21 protein-coding genes and 1 pseudogene are annotated in these 22,353 nt (G+C 64.7%); 6 read left to right on the forward strand and 16 right to left on the reverse strand.

The genetic code is table 11. The features are described from left to right. The 11 genes and pseudogenes from TU80_RS23840 to TU80_RS23890 form a co-directional block, all read right to left on the reverse strand. Positions 1 to 268 (reverse strand): annotated as a pseudogene (locus TU80_RS23840) (NAD(P)-binding domain-containing protein); the annotation flags it as partial. After that, the gene (locus tag TU80_RS23845) at positions 265 to 2,124 is read right to left on the reverse strand and encodes a feruloyl-CoA synthase (RefSeq protein WP_057005518.1); all 1,860 of its coding nucleotides are present in this window, start codon (positions 2,122 to 2,124) and stop codon (positions 265 to 267) included. The gene TU80_RS23845 and the pseudogene TU80_RS23840, both read right to left, overlap by 4 nt. Before the next feature lie 108 nt (positions 2,125 to 2,232). Then, positions 2,233 to 3,015, reverse strand: coding sequence for a 2-keto-4-pentenoate hydratase (locus tag TU80_RS23850; RefSeq protein ID WP_046383258.1), 783 nt, complete (start codon positions 3,013 to 3,015; stop codon positions 2,233 to 2,235). Between the two features lie 29 nt (positions 3,016 to 3,044). Continuing rightward, entirely contained in the window at positions 3,045 to 4,016 is a 972-nt protein-coding gene (locus TU80_RS23855) for an NAD(P)H-dependent flavin oxidoreductase (protein ID WP_057005519.1), read from the reverse strand. Between the two features lie 42 nt (positions 4,017 to 4,058). Beyond that, positions 4,059 to 4,871, reverse strand: coding sequence for a 3-(cis-5,6-dihydroxycyclohexa-1,3-dien-1-yl)propanoate dehydrogenase (gene hcaB, locus TU80_RS23860; RefSeq protein ID WP_017847310.1), 813 nt, complete (start codon positions 4,869 to 4,871; stop codon positions 4,059 to 4,061). Positions 4,872 to 4,881: 10 nt separating this feature from the next. Next, complete coding sequence (locus tag TU80_RS23865; RefSeq protein WP_057005520.1) at positions 4,882 to 5,412, reverse strand: 3-phenylpropionate/cinnamic acid dioxygenase subunit beta; 531 nt, start codon at positions 5,410 to 5,412, stop codon at positions 4,882 to 4,884. 10 nt (positions 5,413 to 5,422) lie between these two features. Continuing rightward, positions 5,423 to 6,772: an aromatic ring-hydroxylating dioxygenase subunit alpha gene (locus TU80_RS23870; RefSeq protein WP_057005521.1), complete on the reverse strand. Its 1,350-nt coding sequence runs from the start codon at positions 6,770 to 6,772 to the stop codon at positions 5,423 to 5,425. Positions 6,773 to 6,811: 39 nt separating this feature from the next. Further along, positions 6,812 to 7,165 carry a non-heme iron oxygenase ferredoxin subunit gene (locus TU80_RS23875; RefSeq protein ID WP_017847307.1) on the reverse strand — a complete coding sequence of 118 codons (354 nt, stop codon included), beginning with the start codon at positions 7,163 to 7,165 and terminating at the stop codon, positions 6,812 to 6,814. Further along, positions 7,137 to 8,012, reverse strand: coding sequence for a DODA-type extradiol aromatic ring-opening family dioxygenase (locus TU80_RS23880; RefSeq protein ID WP_017847306.1), 876 nt, complete (start codon positions 8,010 to 8,012; stop codon positions 7,137 to 7,139). The genes TU80_RS23875 and TU80_RS23880 overlap by 29 nt, the downstream gene beginning before the upstream one ends. A 4-nt stretch (positions 8,013 to 8,016) precedes the next feature. Continuing rightward, positions 8,017 to 8,313 (reverse strand): extradiol ring-cleavage dioxygenase, encoded by a 297-nt coding sequence (locus TU80_RS23885; RefSeq protein WP_032804499.1) that lies wholly within the window; start codon positions 8,311 to 8,313, stop codon positions 8,017 to 8,019. Positions 8,314 to 8,319: 6 nt separating this feature from the next. Beyond that, a complete protein-coding gene (locus tag TU80_RS23890; protein ID WP_017847304.1) occupies positions 8,320 to 9,135 on the reverse strand; it encodes an alpha/beta fold hydrolase in 816 nt (271 codons plus the stop codon). A gap of 296 nt (positions 9,136 to 9,431) precedes the next feature. On the opposite strand from TU80_RS23890, the gene TU80_RS23895 reads away from it, so the two are divergent. The 6 genes from TU80_RS23895 (at position 9,432) to TU80_RS23920 (ending at position 16,532) form a co-directional block, all read left to right on the forward strand. After that, complete coding sequence (locus TU80_RS23895) at positions 9,432 to 10,013, forward strand: TetR/AcrR family transcriptional regulator (RefSeq protein ID WP_017847303.1); 582 nt, start codon at positions 9,432 to 9,434, stop codon at positions 10,011 to 10,013. Positions 10,014 to 10,469: 456 nt separating this feature from the next. Beyond that, a complete protein-coding gene (locus tag TU80_RS23900) occupies positions 10,470 to 11,507 on the forward strand; it encodes a branched-chain amino acid ABC transporter permease (RefSeq protein ID WP_046486461.1) in 1,038 nt (345 codons plus the stop codon). After that, positions 11,507 to 13,273, forward strand: coding sequence for a branched-chain amino acid ABC transporter ATP-binding protein/permease (locus TU80_RS23905; RefSeq protein WP_057005522.1), 1,767 nt, complete (start codon positions 11,507 to 11,509; stop codon positions 13,271 to 13,273). The genes TU80_RS23900 and TU80_RS23905 overlap by 1 nt, the downstream gene beginning before the upstream one ends. Before the next feature lie 5 nt (positions 13,274 to 13,278). Beyond that, positions 13,279 to 14,034: an ABC transporter ATP-binding protein gene (locus TU80_RS23910; protein WP_232566609.1), complete on the forward strand. Its 756-nt coding sequence runs from the start codon at positions 13,279 to 13,281 to the stop codon at positions 14,032 to 14,034. A gap of 49 nt (positions 14,035 to 14,083) precedes the next feature. After that, a complete protein-coding gene (locus TU80_RS23915; protein WP_057005523.1) occupies positions 14,084 to 15,220 on the forward strand; it encodes an ABC transporter substrate-binding protein in 1,137 nt (378 codons plus the stop codon). A 31-nt stretch (positions 15,221 to 15,251) separates the two neighbouring features. Continuing rightward, on the forward strand, positions 15,252 to 16,532 hold the full coding sequence (locus TU80_RS23920; RefSeq protein ID WP_046383250.1) for an OprD family porin: 1,281 nt from the start codon (positions 15,252 to 15,254) through the stop codon (positions 16,530 to 16,532). 62 nt (positions 16,533 to 16,594) lie between these two features. On the opposite strand, the gene TU80_RS23925 is transcribed toward TU80_RS23920, so the two are convergent. The 5 genes from TU80_RS23925 to TU80_RS23945 form a co-directional block, all read right to left on the reverse strand. Further along, positions 16,595 to 17,935 (reverse strand): ABC transporter substrate-binding protein, encoded by a 1,341-nt coding sequence (locus TU80_RS23925; protein ID WP_057005524.1) that lies wholly within the window; start codon positions 17,933 to 17,935, stop codon positions 16,595 to 16,597. Between the two features lie 188 nt (positions 17,936 to 18,123). Then, on the reverse strand, positions 18,124 to 19,248 hold the full coding sequence (locus tag TU80_RS23930; protein WP_057005525.1) for an NAD(P)/FAD-dependent oxidoreductase: 1,125 nt from the start codon (positions 19,246 to 19,248) through the stop codon (positions 18,124 to 18,126). Beyond that, positions 19,241 to 20,863: a methionine--tRNA ligase gene (locus tag TU80_RS23935; protein ID WP_082107752.1), complete on the reverse strand. Its 1,623-nt coding sequence runs from the start codon at positions 20,861 to 20,863 to the stop codon at positions 19,241 to 19,243. The genes TU80_RS23930 and TU80_RS23935 overlap by 8 nt, the downstream gene beginning before the upstream one ends. A gap of 4 nt (positions 20,864 to 20,867) precedes the next feature. After that, complete coding sequence (locus tag TU80_RS23940; protein ID WP_234427192.1) at positions 20,868 to 21,992, reverse strand: NAD(P)/FAD-dependent oxidoreductase; 1,125 nt, start codon at positions 21,990 to 21,992, stop codon at positions 20,868 to 20,870. Beyond that, positions 21,989 to 22,342, reverse strand: a complete 354-nt coding sequence (locus TU80_RS23945) for a cupin domain-containing protein (RefSeq protein ID WP_046383247.1) — start codon at positions 22,340 to 22,342, stop codon at positions 21,989 to 21,991. The genes TU80_RS23940 and TU80_RS23945 overlap by 4 nt, the downstream gene beginning before the upstream one ends. Positions 22,343 to 22,353 lie beyond the last annotated feature (11 nt).

The following is a 22,353-nucleotide window of genomic DNA, read 5'->3' on the forward strand; positions in this document are numbered from 1 at the left end:
CATCGTTCTGCACATGCGCGCCGGCCGAGGTGGCATCGAAGACGAAATCGATGTGCTGGAACACGTCCATGCGGGTCAGGCCTTCGACGCCTTCGTGGGTGGTAGCCACGCCCATGCGCTGGGCGCGAGCGAGGCCGTCGGAGGCCGGGTCGATGCCGACCATGACCGCCATTTCCAGGTGTTTGGCGTTGCGCAGGATCTTGATCATCAGGTCGGTGCCGATGTTGCCGGAACCGATGATGGCGACTTTGAGTTTTGCAGGGTTCATACGGCTTCTCCGTAGACTTCAGCGAGGAGGATGACGCTGGGCTCGAGGCTGTCGGCGTACAGCCGCGTCACGGCCTCGGCGCGCAGGCTCAGCGCCATGCGCTGGTTGATGTAGCCTTTGTCGGTGATTTCGCCGTCGTTGAGGCTGGGCGGCGAGTCGAGAATCACCAGGCGCATGGCATGCTGGGACGACGCCGGGAATTCCTTGGCCAGCGCCAGCAGCCCCGAACACAAGGCCAGGCGCACCTCGGACTGCATCGCCAGTTGTGCGCCGGTCATCTGTTGTCCGGCGGCACCGAGCAGATCGCGCAGGGCCGGGCTTGGGTAGATCAGCGCACCGATCACGTCGCGATCATGCCCACAGATCACGCAATCGCTGACGTAAGGCGCCAAGGCACTGACCAGGCGTGGACGCAGGGTGCCCACCGATACCCAGGTGCCGCTGCTGAGTTTGAAGTCTTCAGTCACCCGACCGTCGAACTGCACCCCCAACTCCGGCCGCTGCGGGTCGACCAAGCGCCCCGCGTCGCCAATGCGGTAGAAGCCCTCCTCATCGAACGCGGCCAGGCTGCTGACCGGGTCCTTCAGGTAGCGCGGGAACACCGACGGCCCGCGCACGCGCATCTCCAGCTTGTCGCCGCAGGGCACGAACTTGAGCTGCGTGCCCGGCACCGGCAGGCCGATGATGCCGGCCTTGTCGGCGGCGAAATGCACGTTGGTGACCACCGGCGACGTCTCGGTCGAGCCCCACTCGGTGGCAAAGAACAGCGGGGTGTCGCGGACCTTGGTGGCACACGCCGCCAGCCGCCCCCAACTGCTCTGGGGCAGCGCGGCAGCGGCGTAGAACAGCATGCGCAGGCGCCCGAACAAGGCGCGCGCCAGTACCTCGTCGCGCTCGAGGTACGGCAGCAAGACCTCGTAGCCGCGCGGCACGTTGAAGTACAGGGTGGGTCGCACCGACTTGAGGTTTTCCACGGTGCGGTCGATTTGCCCCGGTAACGGCAGGCCGTCATCGATGTACAAGGTGCCGCCGTTGCGCAGTACCAGGTTGAAGTTGTGGTTGGCGCCGAACACATGGCTCCAGGGCAACCAGTCGAGCACCACCAGTTCTTCGTGCTCAAGAAAGCGCCAGCACTGGGCAATCGCCTGCTGGTTGGCACAGAGCATGCCGTGGGTATTGACCACCGCCTTGGGCGCACCGGTCGAACCGGAGGTCATCAGGTAGCGCGCCGGGGTGTCGCCGTCGAGCCGTGCAAACGCTTGCATCACCGCTGGGCTTTCGGCCTTGTACAACAGCGGCAAGGCCAGCGCCCCGCGAATTTCCTGGGCGTTGCGCGCCGCCACCACCGGGCAATCCGGGTTGACCAACTCGATGGCACGGCAATAGGCATCACCGTCGTTGACAAAAATCAGCGCCGGCTTGAGCACCTCGACAATCGCCTTGAGTTTGCTGCACCCGCTGCCGGTGTTGCGCGAGTACGCCACGGAAATCGTCGACACCGGGATGCCCACGTGCAGCGCCGCCAAGGTCAATAGCGCCTGGTCCAGATCGTTTTCCGAGAGCATCAGCAGCGGGCGCCCGGCCGGCAAGTCCAGCTCAAGCAAGCCCTGGGCCAATGCCCCCACGCGCTGGCGCACCTGGGCATAGTTCAGGCTGAACCAGCCGGCGCCGCGCCGCTCGGCCAGGTAGGCACGCTGCGGTGTCTGCACGGCCCAGTGTTCGAGCCACTGCCCGACACAGCGCGCATAGGGCTGCAGGGGCTCGGGTGAACTCAGCACGAAGCTGCCGTCGGCACGTGCCTCATACAGCACCTTGGCAGGGGCCAATTGGGTCGGATCATTGAAAAAATCGTACATTGCACGCCCTCGTGAATACGGCAGGCCATCAGCCCGCTGCTCACTCGTTTTATTGTTGTAATCGCCACCGGGTCGTCAGCCCGGTAGCAGGGTTGTTGCCTGCTGGCCTCAGCCGAAACGACAGCTCACTTCACCCAGGCGGGTGAGGCGCAAGCGCAGGCTGTCGCCCGCCACCACCGGCACCATGGGCCCGAGCGCGCCCGACAACAGCACGTCGCCCGCCTGCAACGGGCGCCCGGTCAGGGCCATGGTGCGCGCCAGCCACAGCGCAGCGTCCAGCGGGTTGCCCATGCACGCGGCCCCCACGCCGATGGCTGCCTGGGCCGCGTTCTTCTCCAGCAGCATGCCTTCGAGCGCCAGGTCCAGGCCGCGCAGGCTGACGGGGGTCTTGCCCAGCACGTAGAGGCCCGATGAGGCGTTGTCGGCCACGGTATCGACCAGGGTGATCTTCCAGTCCTCGATCGCCGAGTCGACGATTTCCAGGGCCGGCAGCACATGGTCGACGGCGCGCAGCAATTCGCCCAGGGTCGTATCGGGGTGAGGGAGATCGCGCCCCAGGACGAAGGCGATTTCGCCTTCGACCTTGGGCTGGATCAGCCGGGTGCTGTCGATGGTCTCGCCATCGCGGTATTCCATGTCGGCAAACAGCATGCCGAAATCGGGCTGATCGACGCCCAACTGCTGCTGTACCGCCAGGGACGTCAGGCCGATCTTGCGTCCGCTCAGGCGCCGACCGGCAGCCAGGGCGGCCTGGGTGTTGATCTCTTGCACGGCGTAGGCGTCGTGCAACGACTGGATGTCGAAACGCTCGGAAATGCGTGGGCAAGGGCTGCGGCTCGACCGCGCCAGGGCCAGCGCAGCGGCGGCGGCCTGAAGGTTTTCGTGGTGCATGGGGTTGCTCCTGAACGGTTCTGGATGGCTCACAACTGACGTGCGCGGCTTTCGCGATAACCCTGGTGCAACTCGTCCACCAGTTGCGCCACGCTGTAGGTGCCGGTGATCTGGCCTACGCCTTGGCCGGCCGACCACACATGTTTCCAGGCCTTGTTGGCAGTGGAGATGTCACCGGAAAAGTCGATGCTGGCGCGGTTTTCGGCGCTGGGGTCGATACCGGCCTTTTCCAGCGACGGCCGCATCCAGTTGGCAAGCACGCCGCTGACCGCCTTGGTGGTGGTCACGTCATCCAGCGAGCAGGCCACCAGCATGTCGCGGTAGGCGGCTTCCACCAGGCTTTCATGGGCGGCAATCAGGCGGGTTCCGACCAGCGAGAAATCGCAGCCCAGTACCTGCACCGCATGGATGTCGCGGCCGTTGGAAATCGCCCCGGCCAAGCCCAAAGGGCCGTCCCAGAACTGGCGCACTTCGGCGACGAAGGCGAACGGGTTGTAGCTGCCGGTATGCCCGCCCGCCCCGTTGCACACCAGGACCAGGCCATCGACGCCAGCGGCCACCGCCTTGCGCGCCAGTGCCGGGCTGATCACGTCGGCGATCACCACGCCGCCATAAGCGTGTACGGTTTCAAGGACGCGCTTGGGGCTACCCAGGGCTGTGGACACGATGGGCGGCTGATAACGGCGCACCAACTCAAGCTCAGCGTCGAAGCGGTCGTAGGTGCTGTGTACGATCATGTTGAGCATCCATGGCGCCCACTGCTCGCCGCGTTGCTGCGCCAGCTCACGCTCGCGGCTGATCTGCTCCAGCCATTCCTGCAATTGTTCGACCGTTCGCGCATTGGGCGCCGGAAGGCTGCCGACGATGCCGGCCTGGCAGCAGGCGGCCACCAGGCCCGGCCCCGACACCAGGAACATCGGCGCCGCGAGGACCGGGAGGTTGAGCCCGGCAAACAGGTTCAGGAGTTGCTGTTGCGGTGCACTCAGGCTTGTTCTTGTCATCACGCATCTCTCTTATTCTAGTTATCAAGGCGTCGGCCTGGCTCAGGCCTTGCGCGGCTTGGCTGCACCGGCACTGCGGATCTCCCAGCCGCCATCGCTGTGGATGATGTTCGCCGTAGTCAGGCCGGAATTTTCCCGCGAGGCCAACAGCACGTAGTGCCCGGTGTGGTCTTCGGGCTCGGCAATCCGTTGCAACGGCACCGCCTGCGCCGCACCGGCTTCGAAGCCCGGGATCTGGTTCAGCGGCACACTGCGGCTGTTCAAGCCTTCCAGGCTTTTCATCGGCGTGTTGGTCGCCCCCGGAGCCACGCCGTTGACGCGGATGTCCGGCGCCAGCTCGTAAGCCAGTTGGCGAATCATGCCCACCAACGCATGCTTGGCGGTGACGTAGAGAATGCCACCGCCGCCGGCATAAAAGGCACTGTTGGAGAGGGTAAAGATCATGCTGCCCCGGGTTTCGCGCAGTGCCTCGATCGAGGCTTGCGCGCCCAGCAGATAACCCTGCACGTTGGTGGCGAAGAGTTTCTGGAAGGCGCCCTCGAACTCTTCCGGGGCAATACGGTCCAGGCGCGTGAAATAATCGAACACGGCAGCGTTGCCAACGAAGGTGTCAAGCCTGCCAAACGCCTCAAGGGTCGCCGCCACCGCACGCTGATTGTCCTGATACCGCGACACATCCCCCTCAATCGTGATGACCGCGTCGCCAAGCGTGTCAGCCAACGCGGCCAGTTGCGCCGCATCGCGGCCCATGACCGCGACGCGCGCGCCCTCGGCCACGTAACGACGGACGATGGCGCTGCCAATCCCGCCGGTACCGCCGGTGACCAATGCCACCTGCCCTTTTAACCAAGCCATATGCCAGCCCTCAGAGGAAGGTGTTGATGTTCTTGCACAGCAACATCGCGTTAGGGATCAGGATCTTGCGCTTGAGCAACTTGAGGCCGTCGGCCTCCAGGCGCAGTACATCCTCGCGCCGGCCAGCGATCTGGTGATGCTCGTCCAGGCCGCGGCTGCGCACGTTGATAAAGCACGAGTAGGCCAGGTATTCGCCCGGCGCCGGGCCGGCATACACTTCGACGTTGCTGATCAGGTGAACGTTGCGCGTCGGCGGGTTCTCGGCCCAGGCCGACGGCTGCTTGAAGCGTGCCACGCGGCGCTTGAGTTCGCGCATGCCGTCATCGAAGAAGGCCATGTGTTCCAGGCGATAGGGCCCGGATTTGTCCTCGCGGCGCCGGTTCTCGATGCCCGGCATCCAGTAGTGGATGGCTTCACTGAGACCGTGCAGCCACGCGTCCCAGCATTCGCCGTCGAGCAGGCGCGCTTCGCGCAGCAGGAACTGTTCGACGCGGCGGGTTTCCTCGACTGAAACGAGGCTGTCCTGTTGTTCGTGTGTCATCTGGCCCCCCTCAGCGCAGCGTGCCGTTGCGGTCCGGAACATCGGCCCAGGTCGGAGCCTGCAGCAGATCCTTCCAGCGCTGATAGAACGCCCGCGCATTACATTCGTTGAGCTGGCCCTTGAACACATTGCCGGGCAACTCGCTGTTTTCGAGACGGGTGTGCATGCCCAGGCCGACGTACAGGTCCTGATAACGCGTGACCACGCCACGGCTGCTCTTGGTGCAGTACTCCCAGTTCTCGCCGTCGTCCATCTCGAACACCCCGGTGGGCGAGAACGTCATCATCGCGCCGCGCCGCCACTTGTCCTTGATCTCCTGCGGGGCGTTTTTGTTGACGATCACCCAGGTGAACAGCTCGATCTTGTGCGGGCCGCGCGGCTGCCAGATGCGAACGGTGTTTTGCCCCGGCAGAAAGGAAAAGTTGGGGAACACGGTGAACGAGGAAATCGCCCCGATCAGCCGCGAGCGGAATTCGCCGAGGCGGTCCGCCACCTTGGGACGCAGCACGTGCAGGTATTTGTTGATGTCTTTCTCGCCCAGGGTCGCGGCGTTGCCGACCACGTCGGTGGCGAACTCATAGCCGTGGCCATTCCAGTTCACCGAGTACGACTCGGGCAACTCGCCGACATTCGCCACCGGCCCGCCGAGCATGGCCTTGGCCGCCGAATCGTGGGTCCAGCCGCCGTGCAGGATGTCACCGACGAAGTTCTCGGCGGCGATCTTCCAGTTGCACTCAATGGTGGAGCGGATGCAACCACCGAGAAACTCGCTGCCGCCTTCATCCATGTCGAGCATCACGTCCATGTACCAGGTCATCGGCCCGAGGTATTCCTCCAGGGTCGGCGCATCGCTGGCAAACGTGGCGAAAACCAGGCCTTTATAGCTGGCGACACGCGCCTCGCGCAGGCCGTGCCTGGACTTGTCGAACTGGCTTTCTTCGTAGCATTTGGATTCGTGCATGCCCATCAGCCGGCCGCCATCGGCACCGAACGACCAGCCATGGTAGTTGCAGATAAAGCCGCGGGCGTTGCCGGCCTCGGCAAAGCACACCTTGTTGCCACGGTGCGGGCAGGCATTGAGGAAGACCTTGATCGAGGCGTCCTTCTGGCGCACCACCAGCACTTCGTCTTCACCCATCGAGGTGGTCAGGTAGTCGCCGGACTTGGGCAGCTGGGACTCGTGCGCGACGAACAGCCAGCAGCGCGCGAAGATTTTCTCCAGCTCCTGCTCGTAGATCGCCGGGTCCCAGAAGACCTTGCCGGACAGGCGCCCTTCCTCCATGTCGCAGATACGGTCGAGGTTGCCCAGGGCGGGCGTGCTTTCAATGGTTCTGAGCGGTATGTGTTTGTTGTTATCCATGGTTCAGACTCACAGGAATACGGTTGGACAGCGGCCCGGTCACACCGGGCTGTTGGCGGCGGCCAGCGCCTCGTCAGCCTCCAGGGCGATGTCGGCGAACACCTCGCGGTCGGTGACGATGACCTTGTAGGTGCGCAAGTGGCGCTCGCAGGGAAACGTCACCGCCTTGCCGCTGGGCACATGGAACTGGCCCCAGTGGACCGGGCAGGTAATCAGGTCGTCTTCCAGGTCGCCCTCGGCCAGCGAAGCGGTGGCGTGGGTACACATGTCGGTGGTGGCGTAGAACGTGCCCCCCAGGTTGTAGACGCAGATGGCGTCGCCCTCGCGGTGGGCAACCTTCTTCAGCTCCCCTGGCGCCAGCTCATCACGTTGGCAAAGTAATACACGGCTCATGCTCGGCCCTCACACTCAGTTGCACAAAGCCCAGCCCGGTGACCCAGGCGGGTACGGCTTCATAGGCAATCACTTCGCCCTGCGGGCGCTCGATGGCGGCCAGGGCGCAGGCGAAGTTACGGATTTCCATCGCGCCGTTGCCGGCCCGACGCAGGATCTCTTCGTCGCTGTAGGCGCACAGCGCTTGCAGGTCGCCATTGACGCCGAGGGCGAGAATCTCGCGATCGAAGTCTTCGGCCACCCGGCCCATCTCGGCGGTGCCGACCCAGTGGCTGATCCCGCCACTGCCGATAATCACCACACGCTCGTCGGCATCGAACGCTTCGACGGCCGCCCGCAGCTGCCGGCCGAGGTCGGCCGACCGCTGGAGCGAGATGTACGGGTCAACGCCGCACGCCAGGTACACCGGGATGCTCGGCAACTCACGCCCGAGCAAGGCCTCGGCCGGCTTGACCACCAGTTGGTGCGGAATGGAAAAGGAATGGTCGACGGTAAAACTGCGCGCCACGGTCCAGTCCACGCCCTGCCCATCGCCGTGCTCGACAATGTGCGTGGCCAACGCTTGATGGTTGCGCACCGCGCCACGTTCCAGGCCCGGCAGGCGATCGATGGGGCCATCCACATCGCCGGTGCCGATCACATAGCGCGGCAGGCAATGGGTGCCGAACAGAATGTAATGGTCGCAACCGACGATGATCACCGAGGTCGGCTGCAAGGCCGCCAGGCGTTCGGCGCAGGCTTCGTATGCAGCCCATACCGCCTCACGTTGCGCCAACGGCGGCGCGTCGGGTGCCACGAACATTACCGGGTCATGCGGCATCCAGAAGCCGCCTACTATCTTGCCCATCGGTTCACCCCTTGAGCGCGGCGGAAAATCCCGCGCTGTGTTCGTCGGTAGCGCCCAGGCGCTGTTTGTAGAGGCTCATGTTGCGGTCAGGGGCAAGCTCCTGCCAGAAGCCCATGGTCAGCATCGGGTTGACCCCGGCCGCCTGCAGCCCGGCAACATCGAACTCGACGATCATGCGGACCTCGGCCTCCTCCAGGGCAAAACGCCCGAGGAACCCGACCGCGTCCTGCCGAAAGCGCTCTTTGGCGACACGCTCGACGCACAGCTGCCAGAGCGCACGCTCCATAACGTTTCTGCTCATACCGGCCTACTCGCTGAGGAAATCGCGGACCAGCGCGGCAAAGCGGCGCGGCTGCTCGCTCTGCACCCAGTGCCCACAGCGCCCGAACAGGTGCAGGTCGGCATCGGGAATGCTGTTGGCGATCAGCAGCCCGCACTCGGGCGGCACCACGCGGTCTTCACGGCCGTGTACCACCAGCGTCGGCGCGACGATCTTGGCCAACGCGGCCGCAGGAAAACCCTTGACCAGGGTCGGACCGTCGGCGGCCGGCTGCGGGATCAGTTTGCGTAGCGCCTGCTGGGCACCAGGGCGCGCACTGGCTTCGTAACGTGCCTGCACCATCGCCTCGGTGATCAGCGACACGTCATAGGGGAACAGCTTCATCAGCTCGCGCATGTTGTCCAGCGATGGCTCGTATTCCCAGGCGCCGCGCAAGCCTGGGGTCTGCACGAACTCACCGGCCGGGGTGCCGAGCAACACCAGCTTGTTGACGCGCTCCGGTGCGAACACCGCCAGGCCGATGGCCAGCGCGCCGCCAAACGAATTGCCGACGAACGAGGCTTTTTCGATGTCCAGGGCATCCATGATGCCGAGCAGATGGTTGACCCACAGCTTGATGTCGTACTTGGCGTCGTCCTTGAACTCGGTGAAGCCGAAGCCGGCGATGTCCGGCACGACCACGCGCCAGCGATCAGCGAACACCGGCACGGTATTGGCCCAGTTGGCCCAGCCCGATACACCGGGGCCCGAACCATGCAACAGGAACAAGGCCTCGCCCTGACCGGCTTCGTGGTAGTGAGTCTGGTGCCCTGCTGCAAGCAGAGTCTTGGGATTTGCGCTCATGTCGGCCTCCGGTTCTTATTCTTAACATACAGATGTGTATCTGTATGCTATTTACCGATTTGACCTGCGTCAATTAAAAAAAACGTGGCTTTGTGCAAATAATCCAAAAGCCAACCTACACACATGTACTCTAGAATCCGAGCACACGCAGCCCCCATGCGCGGGCCACAGTCGGTGCGCTGGCAATAGCTTCGTCGTTGCGCCGGGCGTTAGAATGGCGGCTCGCTGCCAAGGCGGGCGTCGAACGCTGCTGTGCCCTGGCGCTTATCCAGCTTGTTGGACAAGGCCCCTAGACAATGTCATCACGCACCAACCTCACGCGGGAAGATTGGATTCATGCGGCACAGGAAGTCCTGGTTACCAGCGGCGTCGACGCTGTGCGAGTCGATACCCTGGCCAAGGAATTGAAGATCACCCGTGGCAGCTTCTACTACCACTTCAAAAGTCGCGGGGAACTGCTCGAAGGCATCCTCGGCAACTGGCGCGCACGCGCCACCGAAGATGTGATTCTGCACCTGCGCAATGCCCACAGCTCGCCGCTGCAACAACTGCATCGCCTGCTCGAACTGCCCTCCCACGGGCAGACCGCCAAGGACGCCGCCTCGATCGAGCTGGGCATTCGCGGCTGGGCCCGCCGCGACAAGCAGGCGCGCCAGGCCATCGACGAAGTCGACAGCCACCGCCTGAGCTACATCGAAGGCCTGCTGATCCAGGCCGGCGTGCCCAGTGGCGATGCCCAGGACCGCGCCTACCTGATCTATGCCTACCAGATCAGCCTGTCATTGCTGCACAGCGAAGACACCCCGCAACAACGCCTGGAACGCAGCCAGCGCATGGCCGGCATCCTGATCCCCGAATCCTGCACCCTCCCCGCCTGAGCCCGGATGCCGACCTGCGTCGGCATTCATAAAAATACATAAATGTATCTTTCAAGATCACGAAGCAGCACGCGCACTGGGTGCTGAACTTTTCAGATGAAAAAGATTATTTTATTTTTTTATCTAAAAACAACAACATAGATTAGAAACCCGCCTTTAAACAAACCGTTACAGCGGCGCCTATTGACAAAGCGCCCACCCTCCCGCGTAGTCTATACATACACATTCACATGTGTATTTTAAAGCTGTGTATGGCGCTCCCTCAGGCTTATCCACACGACAATAAGAATAGAAAACGGGTACCTCACTATGCACTTGCATGCACCCCTGCGCACGGCCACACCCTGCGCGCTTGACACCTCGCCCTCCCGACGACAGCACCCCGGCACGGCATTGACCGACGCCCGCTGGCGCACACCTTCGCCTCCCTTTCCTACCGCTCGCTGAGGGCCGCTCATGGATATCTCGATACTGGCGTTTCTCGCCCAGGACGGCCTGACCACGGGCGCGATTTATGCCTTGGTGGCGCTGGCCCTGGTGCTGGTGTTCTCGGTGACGCGCACCATCCTGGTGTGCCAGGGCGACTTCGTCACCTACAGCGCCCTGACCCTGGCCACCCTGCAACTGGGGCTGATGCCCGGCACCCTGTGGCTGCTGCTCGGCTGCTCGCTGGCCGCCTGCACACTGGACAGCATCGCCGCGTTGCGCCGTGGTCAATCGCGCCGGGTGCCCGGCCTGCTGGCACGCTACCTGGGCTTGCCGACGGTGCTGTGGGTGGTGCTGGACACCTTCGAGCTGGCCGGTTTGCCGGCCGTGTTGCAGATCCTGCTGACCCTGGCGCTGGTCACGCCGCTGGGGCCGCTGCTGTATCGCCTGGTGTATCAACGGGTGGCCGAGACCTCGGTGCTGTTGCTGCTGATTGTATCGGTGGCCGTACACATCACGCTGGTGGGTATCAGCTTGCTGATGTTCGGCGCAGAAGGGGTTCGCACCGATGCCCTGGCCGAAGCGGTGTTCATGCTCGGTGAGCTGCCGGTGGGCCTGCAAAGCCTGTTGGTGATCGCCAGCGCCCTGCTGCTGATCGGCCTGCTCTACGCGTTTTTCGGCCACAGCCTGTATGGCAAGGCCCTGCGCGCCACGGCACTGAATCGCAAGGGCGCGCAACTGGTGGGCATCCCCACACAGCTGGCCGGCAAGGCAGCGTTCGGCCTGGCGGCGTTGATCGGCGCCATTTCCGGCGTGCTGATCGGCCCGCTGACCACCCTGTACTACGACTCGGGCTTTCTGATCAGCCTCAAGGGGTTTGTCGCTGCGATCTTCGGCGGCCTGGCCAGTTACCCGATTGCCGCAGCCAGTGCGTTTTTCGTCGGTGTCCTGGAGAGCTTCGCCAACTTCGGCGCCTCGGCCTACAAGGAGGTGATCGTGTTCACCCTGGTGATCCCGGTACTGCTGTGGCTCTCGTTGAAGCACCCTCACCTTGAGGAGCAACACTGATGATCCGTCGACTGATCCCCCTGTTCGCCCTGCTGCTTCTGGCGGGCCTGGCACCAGTGCTGCTGCCGACCTTCCATGTCACGCTGCTGAATTACATCGGCCTGTATAGCCTGGTCGCCCTGGGCCTGGTGCTGCTGACCGGCATCGGCGGCATGACCTCGTTCGGCCAGGCCGCGTTCGTCGGTATCGGCGCCTACGCCAGCGCGGTGCTGACCACCCAATATGGCCTGTCGCCCTGGCTCGGTTTGCTTGCGGGCCTGGCGATTACCCTTGTGGTTGCCACCAGCCTGGGCCTGTTGACCCTGCGCCTGGCCGGCCACTACCTGCCCATCGGCACCCTGGCCTGGGGTCTGGCGCTGTTCTACCTGTTCGGCAACCTGCCCGGGCTGGGCGGCTTCGGCGGCCTGCAAAACCTGCCGAATATCAGCCTGTTCGGCTGGCAGGTCCGCGACCCGGCCGACTTCAGCCTGCTGATTGGGCTGCTGTTGGCGATCAGCCTGTGGCTGCTCGACAACCTGCTGCATAGCCGCCAAGGCCGCGCCATCCGCACCCTCAAGGATTCCGCCGGCATGGCTGAGGCGATGGGCATCGACACGGCGCGCAGCCGCTTGCAGGTGTTCATCATCGCGGCCCTGCTCGCGGCGTTGTCGGGCTGGCTGTACGCGCACCTGCAACGGGTGGTCAATCCCACGCCGTTCTCGGTGGTGATGGGTATCGAATATCTGTTCATGATCGTGCTCGGCGGCGTTGCCAGCCTCTGGGGCGCACTGCTCGGCGCAGCCCTGCTGACCCTGATCAAACAGGTGCTGCAAGACGTACTGCCACAGCTGTTCGGGCACGCCGACAACGTCGAGATGATTTTCTTCGGTGTGCTGGTGATCCTGGTCCTGCAATACGCCCGTGGCGGCCTGTTGCCATTGCTGAGCGGCCTGTTCCCGAGGGCACAACCCCGCCCGTTGCCCGAGCACCCGGCCCATGCGCTGCCCCGCCGGACGATGCCCGCCAACGGGCAGCCGTTGATGGTCGCAGAAGGTCTGCTCAAGCAGTTTGGCGGACTGGTGGCCAACAAGGACATGGGCTTGACCGTCAATGGCGCCGAAATCACCGCGCTGATCGGTCCCAACGGCGCCGGCAAGTCGACCCTGTTCAATCTGTTGTCCGGGGTGCTCGCGCCCAATGCCGGCCAGATCGTTTTTCTCGGCCAGCGCATCGACGGCCTGTCGCCGCGTGCCATCGCCCGACTGGGCGTCAGCCGCACCTTCCAGCACGTGCGTTTGTTGCCGGACATGAGTGTCCTGGAAAACGTCGCCCTCGGCGCCCATGCCCGGGGCGAAGCCGGGCTGCTGCGCTCGATGCTGCATCTGGAGCGCGAAGAGGAAGCCGCCCTGCTGGCCGAGGCCCGGCGCCAGATCGAACGCGTGGGCCTGGGCGCCGCCCTGCACACCCCCGCCGGCAGCCTGCCGTTGGGCCAGCAGCGCATCGTCGAAATTGCCCGGGCGCTGTGCAGCGATCCCCTGTTGCTGTTGCTCGACGAACCCGCCGCCGGACTGCGCCATGCCGAAAAGCAGGCACTCGCCCACCTGCTCGAACAACTGCGCAGCGAAGGCCTCGGCGTGCTGCTGGTGGAGCACGACATGGAATTCGTCATGGGACTGGCCGACCAGATCGTGGTGATGGAATTCGGCCAGCGCCTGGCCGGTGGCACACCGCTGCAGATACAGCAAAACCCTGCGGTGCTTGCCGCCTACCTTGGAGGTGTCGAATGAGTCGCCTGCTGGATGTACGCAACCTGACGATCAGCCACGGCAAGGTCGAAGCGGTACGCCAACTCAACCTGAGCCTGGAGGAAGGCCAGATCGTCAGCCTGATCGGCCCCAACGGCGCCGGCAAGACCACCTTGATGGCGGCGCTGATTGGCCTGCTGCCAGCACAGGGCCAGGTGAGTTACGCCGGCCAGCCGCTGCTGGCGCACCACGACGTCGCCCAGCGCATCGACAAGGGCATGGCGCTGGTGCCGGAAAGCCGCGAACTGTTCGGCCTGATGAGCGTCGAGGACAACCTGCGCCTGGGTGCCTTCAGCCGTCATCGGCGTGGCTTTCGCGACCACCAGAAGACCCTCGACGAAGTTTTCGGCCTGTTCCCGCGCATGTACGAACGGCGCAGTCAGCCGGCCTGCACCCTGTCGGGCGGCGAGCGCCAGATGCTTGCCATCGGCCGCGCGCTGATGGCCAAGCCGCGCTTGCTGATGCTCGACGAACCCAGCCTGGGCCTGGCCCCGCGGGTGATCGGCGAAATCTTCACGATCTTCGAGACCCTGCGCCAGAGCGGCGTGTCGATCCTGCTGGTCGAGCAAAACGCCCGCGCCGCGCTGAAGATTTCCGATTACGGCTACGTGCTCGAAGTCGGGGAAATCGTGCTTGAAGGCAGCGCCCAAGCCTTGGCCAACAACCCCCAGGTGGCCGAAATCTACCTGGGCCGCCCACCCACCCGAGCCGCCATGGAGGTCACCAGCGCTACCGGCACGTAGCGCCCTGCCACAGCCTTTGCCACACCATAAAAAAATATCAGGAGCGTGTATGAGATCGATTTTTCCCTTGCTGTTGCTGACCTCACTGTCTGCCGCCGCACAGGCGGACATGACCGTCGGCGTGATTCTCTCCACCACCGGCCCCGGTGCCTCGCTGGGTATTCCCGAGCGCAATACCGTGGCCCTGTTGCCCAAGGAAATTGCCGGCCAGGCGGTGAAATACGTGGTACTGGACGACGGCAGCGACAGCACGGCCGCCGCCAAGAACGCGCGCAAACTGGTGAGCGAAAACCGTGTCGACCTGTTGATCGGCTCCACCACCGTGCCCACCTCGGCGGCCGTGGCGCAAATCGCCAAGGAGAGCAAGACCGCGCAGATCGCCCTGGCCCCATTCGCCCCGGCAAGCGGCGAACAGACCTGGATTTTCACCGTCGCCCAGACCAACACCTTGATGGCCGAGGCGCTGATCGAGCACATGCAAAAAGCCGGCGTAAAAACCCTGGCGTATATCGGCTACAACGATGTGTGGGGCGAAGACTGGCACAAAGTGCTGAGCGAGATGGCGCCGGCGGCAGGCATCCAATTGGTGCGAGACGAGCGCTTCAACCGCACCGACTCGTCGGTCAGCGGCCAGGCCCTGAAGGTCATGAGCAGCAAGCCCGATGCGGTATTGATCGGCGCCACCGGCACACCCGCGGCCCTGCCTCACACCGAACTGCGGCGCCTGGGTTACAAGGGCACCATTTACCACACCCATGGTGCGGCCAACAGCGCGTTCCTGCGCATCGGCGACAAAGCCTTGAACGGCGCGATCCTGCCCGTGGGGCCCGTGGTGGTGTGGGACAAACTGCCGGCCAGCCACCCGTCCAAAGCCATCGCCAGCCAATACGCGCAGGATTACCAGGCCCAGTACGGCGCCAACAGCCTGTCGCCATTCGGCGCCTACCTGTACGACGCCATGCGCCTGGTGGAGGCCGCCGTGCCGGCCGCGCTCAAAGGCAGCACACCGGGCACGCCAGCGTTTCGCGAGCAACTGCGCGACCAGCTTGAGCAGACCCGCAACGTGGTCGGCACCCACGGCGTGTACAACCTGAGCGCCACCGACCACTTCGGCCACGACCAGCGCGCTCGCGCACTGGTGACGGTGCAGGATCAGCAGTGGGTCCTCTTGCATGCCCCTGAATAACCCCGACAACAATAATAAAAAGGCAACGTCCATGAGTACTCTGAAACGGGTTCACACCACCCTCGCCCTCGGTACGCTGTGCAGCATCAGCCCCGCGCTGCTGGCCCAGGGTTTTATCGAAGACAGCAAGGCCACGCTGACTTCACGCAACTACTACTTCGACCGCGACTACAAAGGCGACTCGGCGCAATCGGCCACCCGTGAATGGGCGCAGGGCTTCATCCTGCGCTTCACTTCCGGTTATACCCCTGGCACCGTGGGGTTTGGCCTGGATGCCCAAGGCCTGCTCGGCTTGAAACTCGACTCCAGCCCCGATCGCACCGGCACCGGCCTGCTGTCGTACAACCCGGTCACTCGCCAGCCGAACGACAGCTATTCAGAACTGGGGCTGACCGGCAAGGTCAAGGTATCGAAAACCGAACTGCAGGGCGGCACGCTCGCGCCGAACCTGCCCATCCTGTTTGCCAGCCCGACGCGCCTGCTGCCACAGACCTTTCGCGGCGCCCAGCTCAAGTCCCAGGACATCGACAACCTGACGCTCAATGCCGGCTGGCTCGACCGCATGAACCAGCGCGATTCGACCAACTACCAGAAGATCACCCTGGCCTCGCCCAACCGGCGCTTCAACGGTGCGGCCGAATCGGACAGCTTCAGCTTTGCCGGCGGCGACTACAAATGGTCCGACGCTCTCACACTCAAGTACTACCACGCGGAACTTGCGGACATTTATCGCCAGGACTTCGTCGGGTTTATCGACAATCGCCCACTGGGCCCGGGGCGGGTGAAAACCGATGTGCGCTACCACATCAGTGGCGAGGACGGCCCCGCCAAAGCGGGCAAGGTCGACAACCGCACCTTCGGCGTGATGAGCACCTACAGCCTGGGCGCCCACAGCCTCGGGCTCGGTTACATGCAACTGAGCGGTGATACGGCAATGCCCTACATCGCCGGTTCAGAACCGATGGTGGTCAGTGAAGGCGCCTTGAGCAGCGAGTTCCTCAACCCCAAGGAACGCACCTGGCAGGTCCGCTACGACTATGACTTCGCCGCCCTGGCGGTTCCCGGGCTCAAGGGCATGCTGCGGTATCTGGACGCCAGCCATATCGAACTACCGAGTGCATTGGGCGGCAGTGATCGCAGCGAGAGCGAAAAAGACATAGAGCTGTCTTATGTGGTGCAGAGCGGCACCTTCAAGAACGTCGCGTTCCGCTTGCGCCATGCCTGGTACCGCAATGACTTCGCCCCTACCGCTTCGTTTCGCGATGACAACGAACTGCGGGTGAACATCGATTACACCTTGGCGCTCTGGTAAAGCCTCAATAGGTTAACCCGTTGCGAAACACCCCGGCTTTCCGGGGTGTTTTGCGTTGAGGCTTACTCGGCCGCGCAGTCGCGCGCCGCGATGCCCTTCTCCTGGGCATACGCGGCAGACTTGGCCTCGATCAACGGGCGCAAGGTGGCGCGGTCGGCCTGGACCCAGTCGGTCACCAGCACCCATTTTTGCCCGTCCCACTGCTGCACCCGGGCTGAACCGCCGCCTTCGTGGTCGGCGCAGGACAGTTTCAACGGCGCGAGCAAGCCTTCGAGACCCAACGCCTTGATGCGAGCGGCGTCGATGTCCAAATGCTCGAACGCCCAGCGCGTTTCCTCACCGTTCAGCCCACGATTGCCGAACTTGGCCTGGCCGGTGCGCAAGGCTTCGACTGCAATGGCCGCGTTGATCAGGCCGATGTTGTAGTAGACCTTGCCGAAGTAACTCGGGTCTTTGAGGTTGCTCTTGCCCGGGTCCAGGATGAACTGCTTGAGTTTGCGGTGGATCTCGAAGCTGTCGCCACCGGGGAACGGCGCCAGCGCCTGGTAGCCTTTGGCGGCGGTGCCCGCGGGGATCACATCGGCTTCGGAGCCGGCCCACACGTCTCCGATCAGGCGGTCCACCGGGATGCCAAAACGCACGGCGGTCTTGATGCCGACCGGGGTGGACACGCCCCAGGTGCGCAGGAACACCCAGTCCGGGTTGATCTGACGGACCTGCCGCCATTGGGTCGACTGCTCGTTGCCGGGGTCCGCCACCGGGATCTGGATATTCTCGAAACCGTACTTTTGCGCGAGCAATTGCATCGCCGCCTGGGTTTCGCGGCCATAGGCGGAGTCGTGGTAGACCGTGACGATCTTCTTGCCCTTGAGTTTGTCCAGGCCGCCTTCGCGCTGGGCGATGTAGTTGATCCCCACCGACGCCTGGCCGTAGTAGTTGAGCAACAGCGGGAAGGCGTAAGGGAACACGCGGCCATCGGTCGATTCGGTACGCCCGCCGGCACCGTCGATCAGCGGGATATGGTCGACGGCGGCGCGGTCCATCAGCGCATAGGACGCCGGCGTGCTGTGGGTGAAGAAGAAGCCGGTCGGCGCGCCGTCGAGGCCGGCCTTGTAGCGTTCGTAGCATTCGATGATACGGTCGGTCTTCCACTCGGTCTCGCACTCTTGCCAGACCAGTTTGACCCCGTTCACGCCGCCTTCGACCTCATTGATATAGCGGAAGTAGTCGATCTCCCCCGCCCACCACGGGATGCCGCTGGAGGCGTAGGCGCCGACCCGGTAGGTCGCCAGCGGGATGAACTGTTGATCATTGGCCGCCTGGGCCGCGGCCGGCAGCAGCCCGCCCAAGGTGCCGATTGCCAGCAGGCCGGCAATAAACGTGCGTTGCAAGGTGTTGTGCATGGGTGTGGTTTCTTTTGAAAAGTGGGGGTTATCCCTCCCGTTGTCGGGTCAGTGCCTATCGACTGACAACACAATTCATGCCAAACCCATAAGCCTTTAAATTCAGCACCTTACGCAGAACCTAAGCCTGCGCGATCGCACAGTTTATTGAACTGCTGTTGCCCCACCAACAGCCTGAGCACGTCCCGTCAGCCGATAAACCGCTGCAGCGCAAACGGCGCCATCGCCGCCGACATCTCCCCCGTCAACACCCACTGCGCGATCGCCTGTCCGAACAACGGCGCGAACTTGAAACCATGCCCGCTCAACCCTGCCGCGACCATCAACCCCGGCACGCGCGGGTCCGGGCCGAGCAGCGGATTACCGTCCGGCGTGTCATCGAAGAACGACACGCGGCGCCCGATCGGCTGTGCGCCCAGTAGACGTTGCACGCGTTGCGCGGCGCGGTCACGGTAGGCCAACACCTGAGTGTCGCTGAAGGTGCCGTCGAAGGCATCCGGGTCGATGGGCGCCCCTTCGGCGCCGCCCAGCGCGCCGATCACGTAGCTGCCGGGGCGATCCGGGCGCAGGTAGAAGCCGACGTCGCGGTCGCAGTAGCCCGGCATCGGCTTATCCGCGCCGCAGACCTCGAGAATGCCCACGCATTGCCGTGTGGCGTGAATCGGCAGCGGCGCGCCGCACTCGGCGGCCAGTGCGGCGGCCCACGGCCCGGCGGCGTTGATCACATGGCTGCTGGCGATAAACCCGCAGTCGGTCTGCACGCCGATGACGCGGCCGGCCTGGCGCACAATCCGCCGCGCCGCCCGGCCCTCTTCGATCACCGCGCCCAGGGCGCTCGCACCGGCGGCAAAGCTGCGCGCGGTAAGACGCGGGTCGCAATAACCGGCGTCCGGTTCGTAGACCGCGCCCGCCAGGCCATCGGTGTACAGGTCCGGCACCCGTTCCCGTATCTGCTCGGGGCAGAGCCATTCAAGCGGCGCGCCCGCTGCCCGCAGACGCGCGACATTGGCCTGGGTGGTCGCTTGCGCGTGCCCGGCAATACCGGTCAGGAACCCCGTGCGCTGGTAGCCGCATGCGCCGGGATAGTGCTGCGGCCACTCGCGATAGGCCCGCACACCTTGCGTCGCCAGGTAGCTGAGAGCGGGGTCGGCATAATAAGCCCGCACGATCCCCGGCGATGCGCCCGACGAACCGCTGGCAATCGCGCCTTTATCGAGCAGCCTGACCGACGCCCCGGCCCGCGCCAGGTGCCAGGCTGCGGCGGTGCCGGTGGTGCCGGCGCCGATCACGATAACGTCGGCGTATTCATGCATCGCTGGTGGCCCCGGCAAGCACCACGCTGGCCGGCAGGCACGGCGCCAATGCGGCCGGCGACAGCGGCGCAAAGCGCGGGCGCGCCGAGGTCTGCGGACGTGGCTGCGAGGCAGCGTGCAGCGCCTGGATCAGCGGCAAACCGTCATGCCCCAGGCGCTGCCACAGGTACTCGGCCAGGCGCGGCATGATCGGCGCGGCCAGGTACGCCAGGCCCTTGAGCCACAGGTAGGCGTGGGCGGGCTGGGTGACGTCCAGGTCGGGGCGTTGCATCCATTGATGCAGCACGTCCCAGGCTTCGCGCACCGACACCGCGTCCAACCGGAAGGCCTGCCCCAACCGCGTAACGGCCAGCTCCAGGGCCGGCCACAGCGCCGGGTCGATGGACTGCGGCCGCGTGTGATCGAGGGCGGCCAGCGCCAGGTCGATGCGGCCGTCGAGCGCACCGGCCAGGTCCACATTGACCACCTCGACAAACTCCTCCACGGCGAAGTTGGTTTCGCCCTGTTCGGGGCTTTCGCGGCTCAGGAAGTAACGCACCGCGTCGCTGGTCGCCGGGGTCTTTTCGACGATATCGGCGGCCCACACCACATGCAGGCGGCTGGTGGAAAACTTCGCGCCTTGCAGGTTGTAGAAGTAATTGGTCAACACGTAATCGAATGAGCGGTGATCCTGCAACGCATCCATCACCGCGACACTGCCGGCCAACAGCAGCACCGCGTTGTCGATGCCAAAACTGACCAGCGTCGTCACCTCGCTGCTGCGCAGCATGGCATGGCCGTGCTCGGGCGCCTGTTCCTGGGATCGGTCGGCGCAGGTCAGCGCATACTCCCAGCCCGATTCGAACAGCACGCGCGGGTTGCCGAAGCGGTCCGGGCTCCAGGCAACGCCCCATTCGCCCGGCGCGGTCAGCCGCACCCGGCCGTTTTCCCGTTCCAGGAAGCGCGCAATCACCTCGACGATCGACGCCGGCGCACCGGAGGTCGCCATGCGCTGCAGCAACTGCTCGGGGTGGGCGACGGTCAGAAACAGGCTTTCGACCTCAACCCAGTGCAGGGGGCTGTCGCCCATGCGCGGTTGCGGGTCAAGCATGGCTTCCGGGCGAAACAGTGCGCCGCAGGCTTCGCAAAAATAGCCGCCCGCCCCCGCCCGGCAATACGGGCATTGCCCCAGCAGCCAGGCCCCCGCCATGTAGCGCCGGGTGTCCGGGCAATACAGCACGCGTTCGACCACGCTTTGCGTCACCCCGAGCGCCACCAGGCGCTCCACCGTGCGCTGGGCATTGCGCGCATGCTGCTGCGCATAGGGGCCTTGCACCAGGTCGAGGAAGTCATCCACCTCGACATCCAGCGCGCGCAGGTCATGGGCGATTTGCCCGTGATAGTCGCGCACCACGGCTTCGGGCGTGCGCTGCTCTTGCAGGGCCTTCCACAGCACATAGGAGTCGAAGCCGTCGACCGCCGAGACCACGTCGACACGATGGCCCTGGCTGCGCAGGTAGCGCCCCAGCATGTCCATGCGCAAGTACGGCCCGGCGATATGCCCCAGGTGCAGCCTGCCGTTCGGAGTCGGCGGGATGGGCATCAGGAAGAAGGTTTGCGCGGCGATAGCGGTCATCTTTTCAATCCATCGAAACAGTAGAAAGGGTGGGTTTGGCGGTAGCGGGCGCATCGGGCCACTGGGCGACGAGCAGGTCCACGGCTTCGCGGGCAATGCCCGGTGCCAGGCGGAAACCGGCGCCGCTGCCGGCGCCGGCAAACACCAGGTTCTGCCCGGCGTCGAAGCTCACCTGCGACTCTCCGCCGGGGCTGTAGCTGTCGCAGAACACCCGGCCGCCGCGACAGCGGGCCACCAGCTCGGGCAGGTAGTGCGCCAGCGTGCGGGTGGCCACCTGCACATCGTGGCGGTTGATTTCCAGTGCATGTTTGCGCGGCGCAACGTCCCATTCATCGCACCGGAAGCTGAACAACCACTGGTTACGCGCCGCCAATGGCATCAGGTAAGCGTCGGATTGCGGCAAGAACAGCGCCGCGGCGTTGCTCGGCGGTACGCCGTCGATATGCAGGGCCACCACCTTCTTCACCCGCAGCCCATGGCGCGCGGCAAGCGCGTCGAACGGCGGCTCGCTGACCCACGGCCCCGTGGCAACCAGGGTGCGGCGGGCGCGCAGCGTGGCGCCGTCGGCCAGGGTGATGCGCGTGCCGCTGCCCAGCGCATCGATCTGCTGCACGCCCACGCCTTCGATGCAGCGCACATGGGCACTGGCCAGGCTGTGGCCGATCAGCAACCGCGCCACCAGCGGTGGCTCATAGCTTTCGGCGGTGCCGCCACGCAACAGGCTTTCGTTCGCGCCAACCTTGAGTGAGGCGCCCAGGCGTAAGCCCAGGTCCGGCGCGCACAGGTCGGCGGGCTGAACCGGCGCATCGACCAGGGCCTGCTCGATGTCTGCGCTAAAGCTGCGTTCGGCCAGCCAGTACACCGGCGCCTGGGTGGTGCGGATGCCCAGGCGATCACGCAGGGCCCGATACAGCTCGGCGCTCTCCCCGGCCAGGCGCCGTTCGCGCGGCGAGCGGCCGGTGGCCAGCAGCACACCCGCCGAATGGGCGGTGGCCCCGTCGCCGATGCGGTAGCGGTCGATCAGCAGAATCTGCCAGTGGGGATAGCGTTGCGTCGCATGATGCAACGCCCAGGCACCGATAATGCCGCCTCCGACAATCACCAGGTCGAAGTGCTGCTCCATGCTCATGCCCACCACACCGAAAACACCTGGACCTGGGTCGTGCCGTTGTTGCGCGCGAAATGCGGCCGCCAGGGCGCGAAATAAAGGCTTTCGCCATTTCTGACCGCGTGCCAGGTGCCGTCGTAGAAGACGTCCAGCTCGCCGCCGCTGATAAACCAGATTTCGTTCACGGCGTGCTTGTCTTCGTCCGTCGCGCTGTGTGGCTCGAGAGTGAAACGCGATGACTGGATCGGCGCATTGGCCAGTTTGCCGGCAAAGTGGTGCAGGTACAGGCGCACGCCTTCCGGCGCCACGGGCTCCTCGGTTTCTCGAATCACCGGGGCATTGCCGTTGGGGGCAAGTGTGATGGGTTCCATGACCGGGCTCC

This window comes from Pseudomonas veronii, from assembly GCF_001439695.1.
Taxonomy (GTDB): Bacteria; Pseudomonadota; Gammaproteobacteria; order Pseudomonadales; family Pseudomonadaceae; genus Aquipseudomonas; species Aquipseudomonas veronii.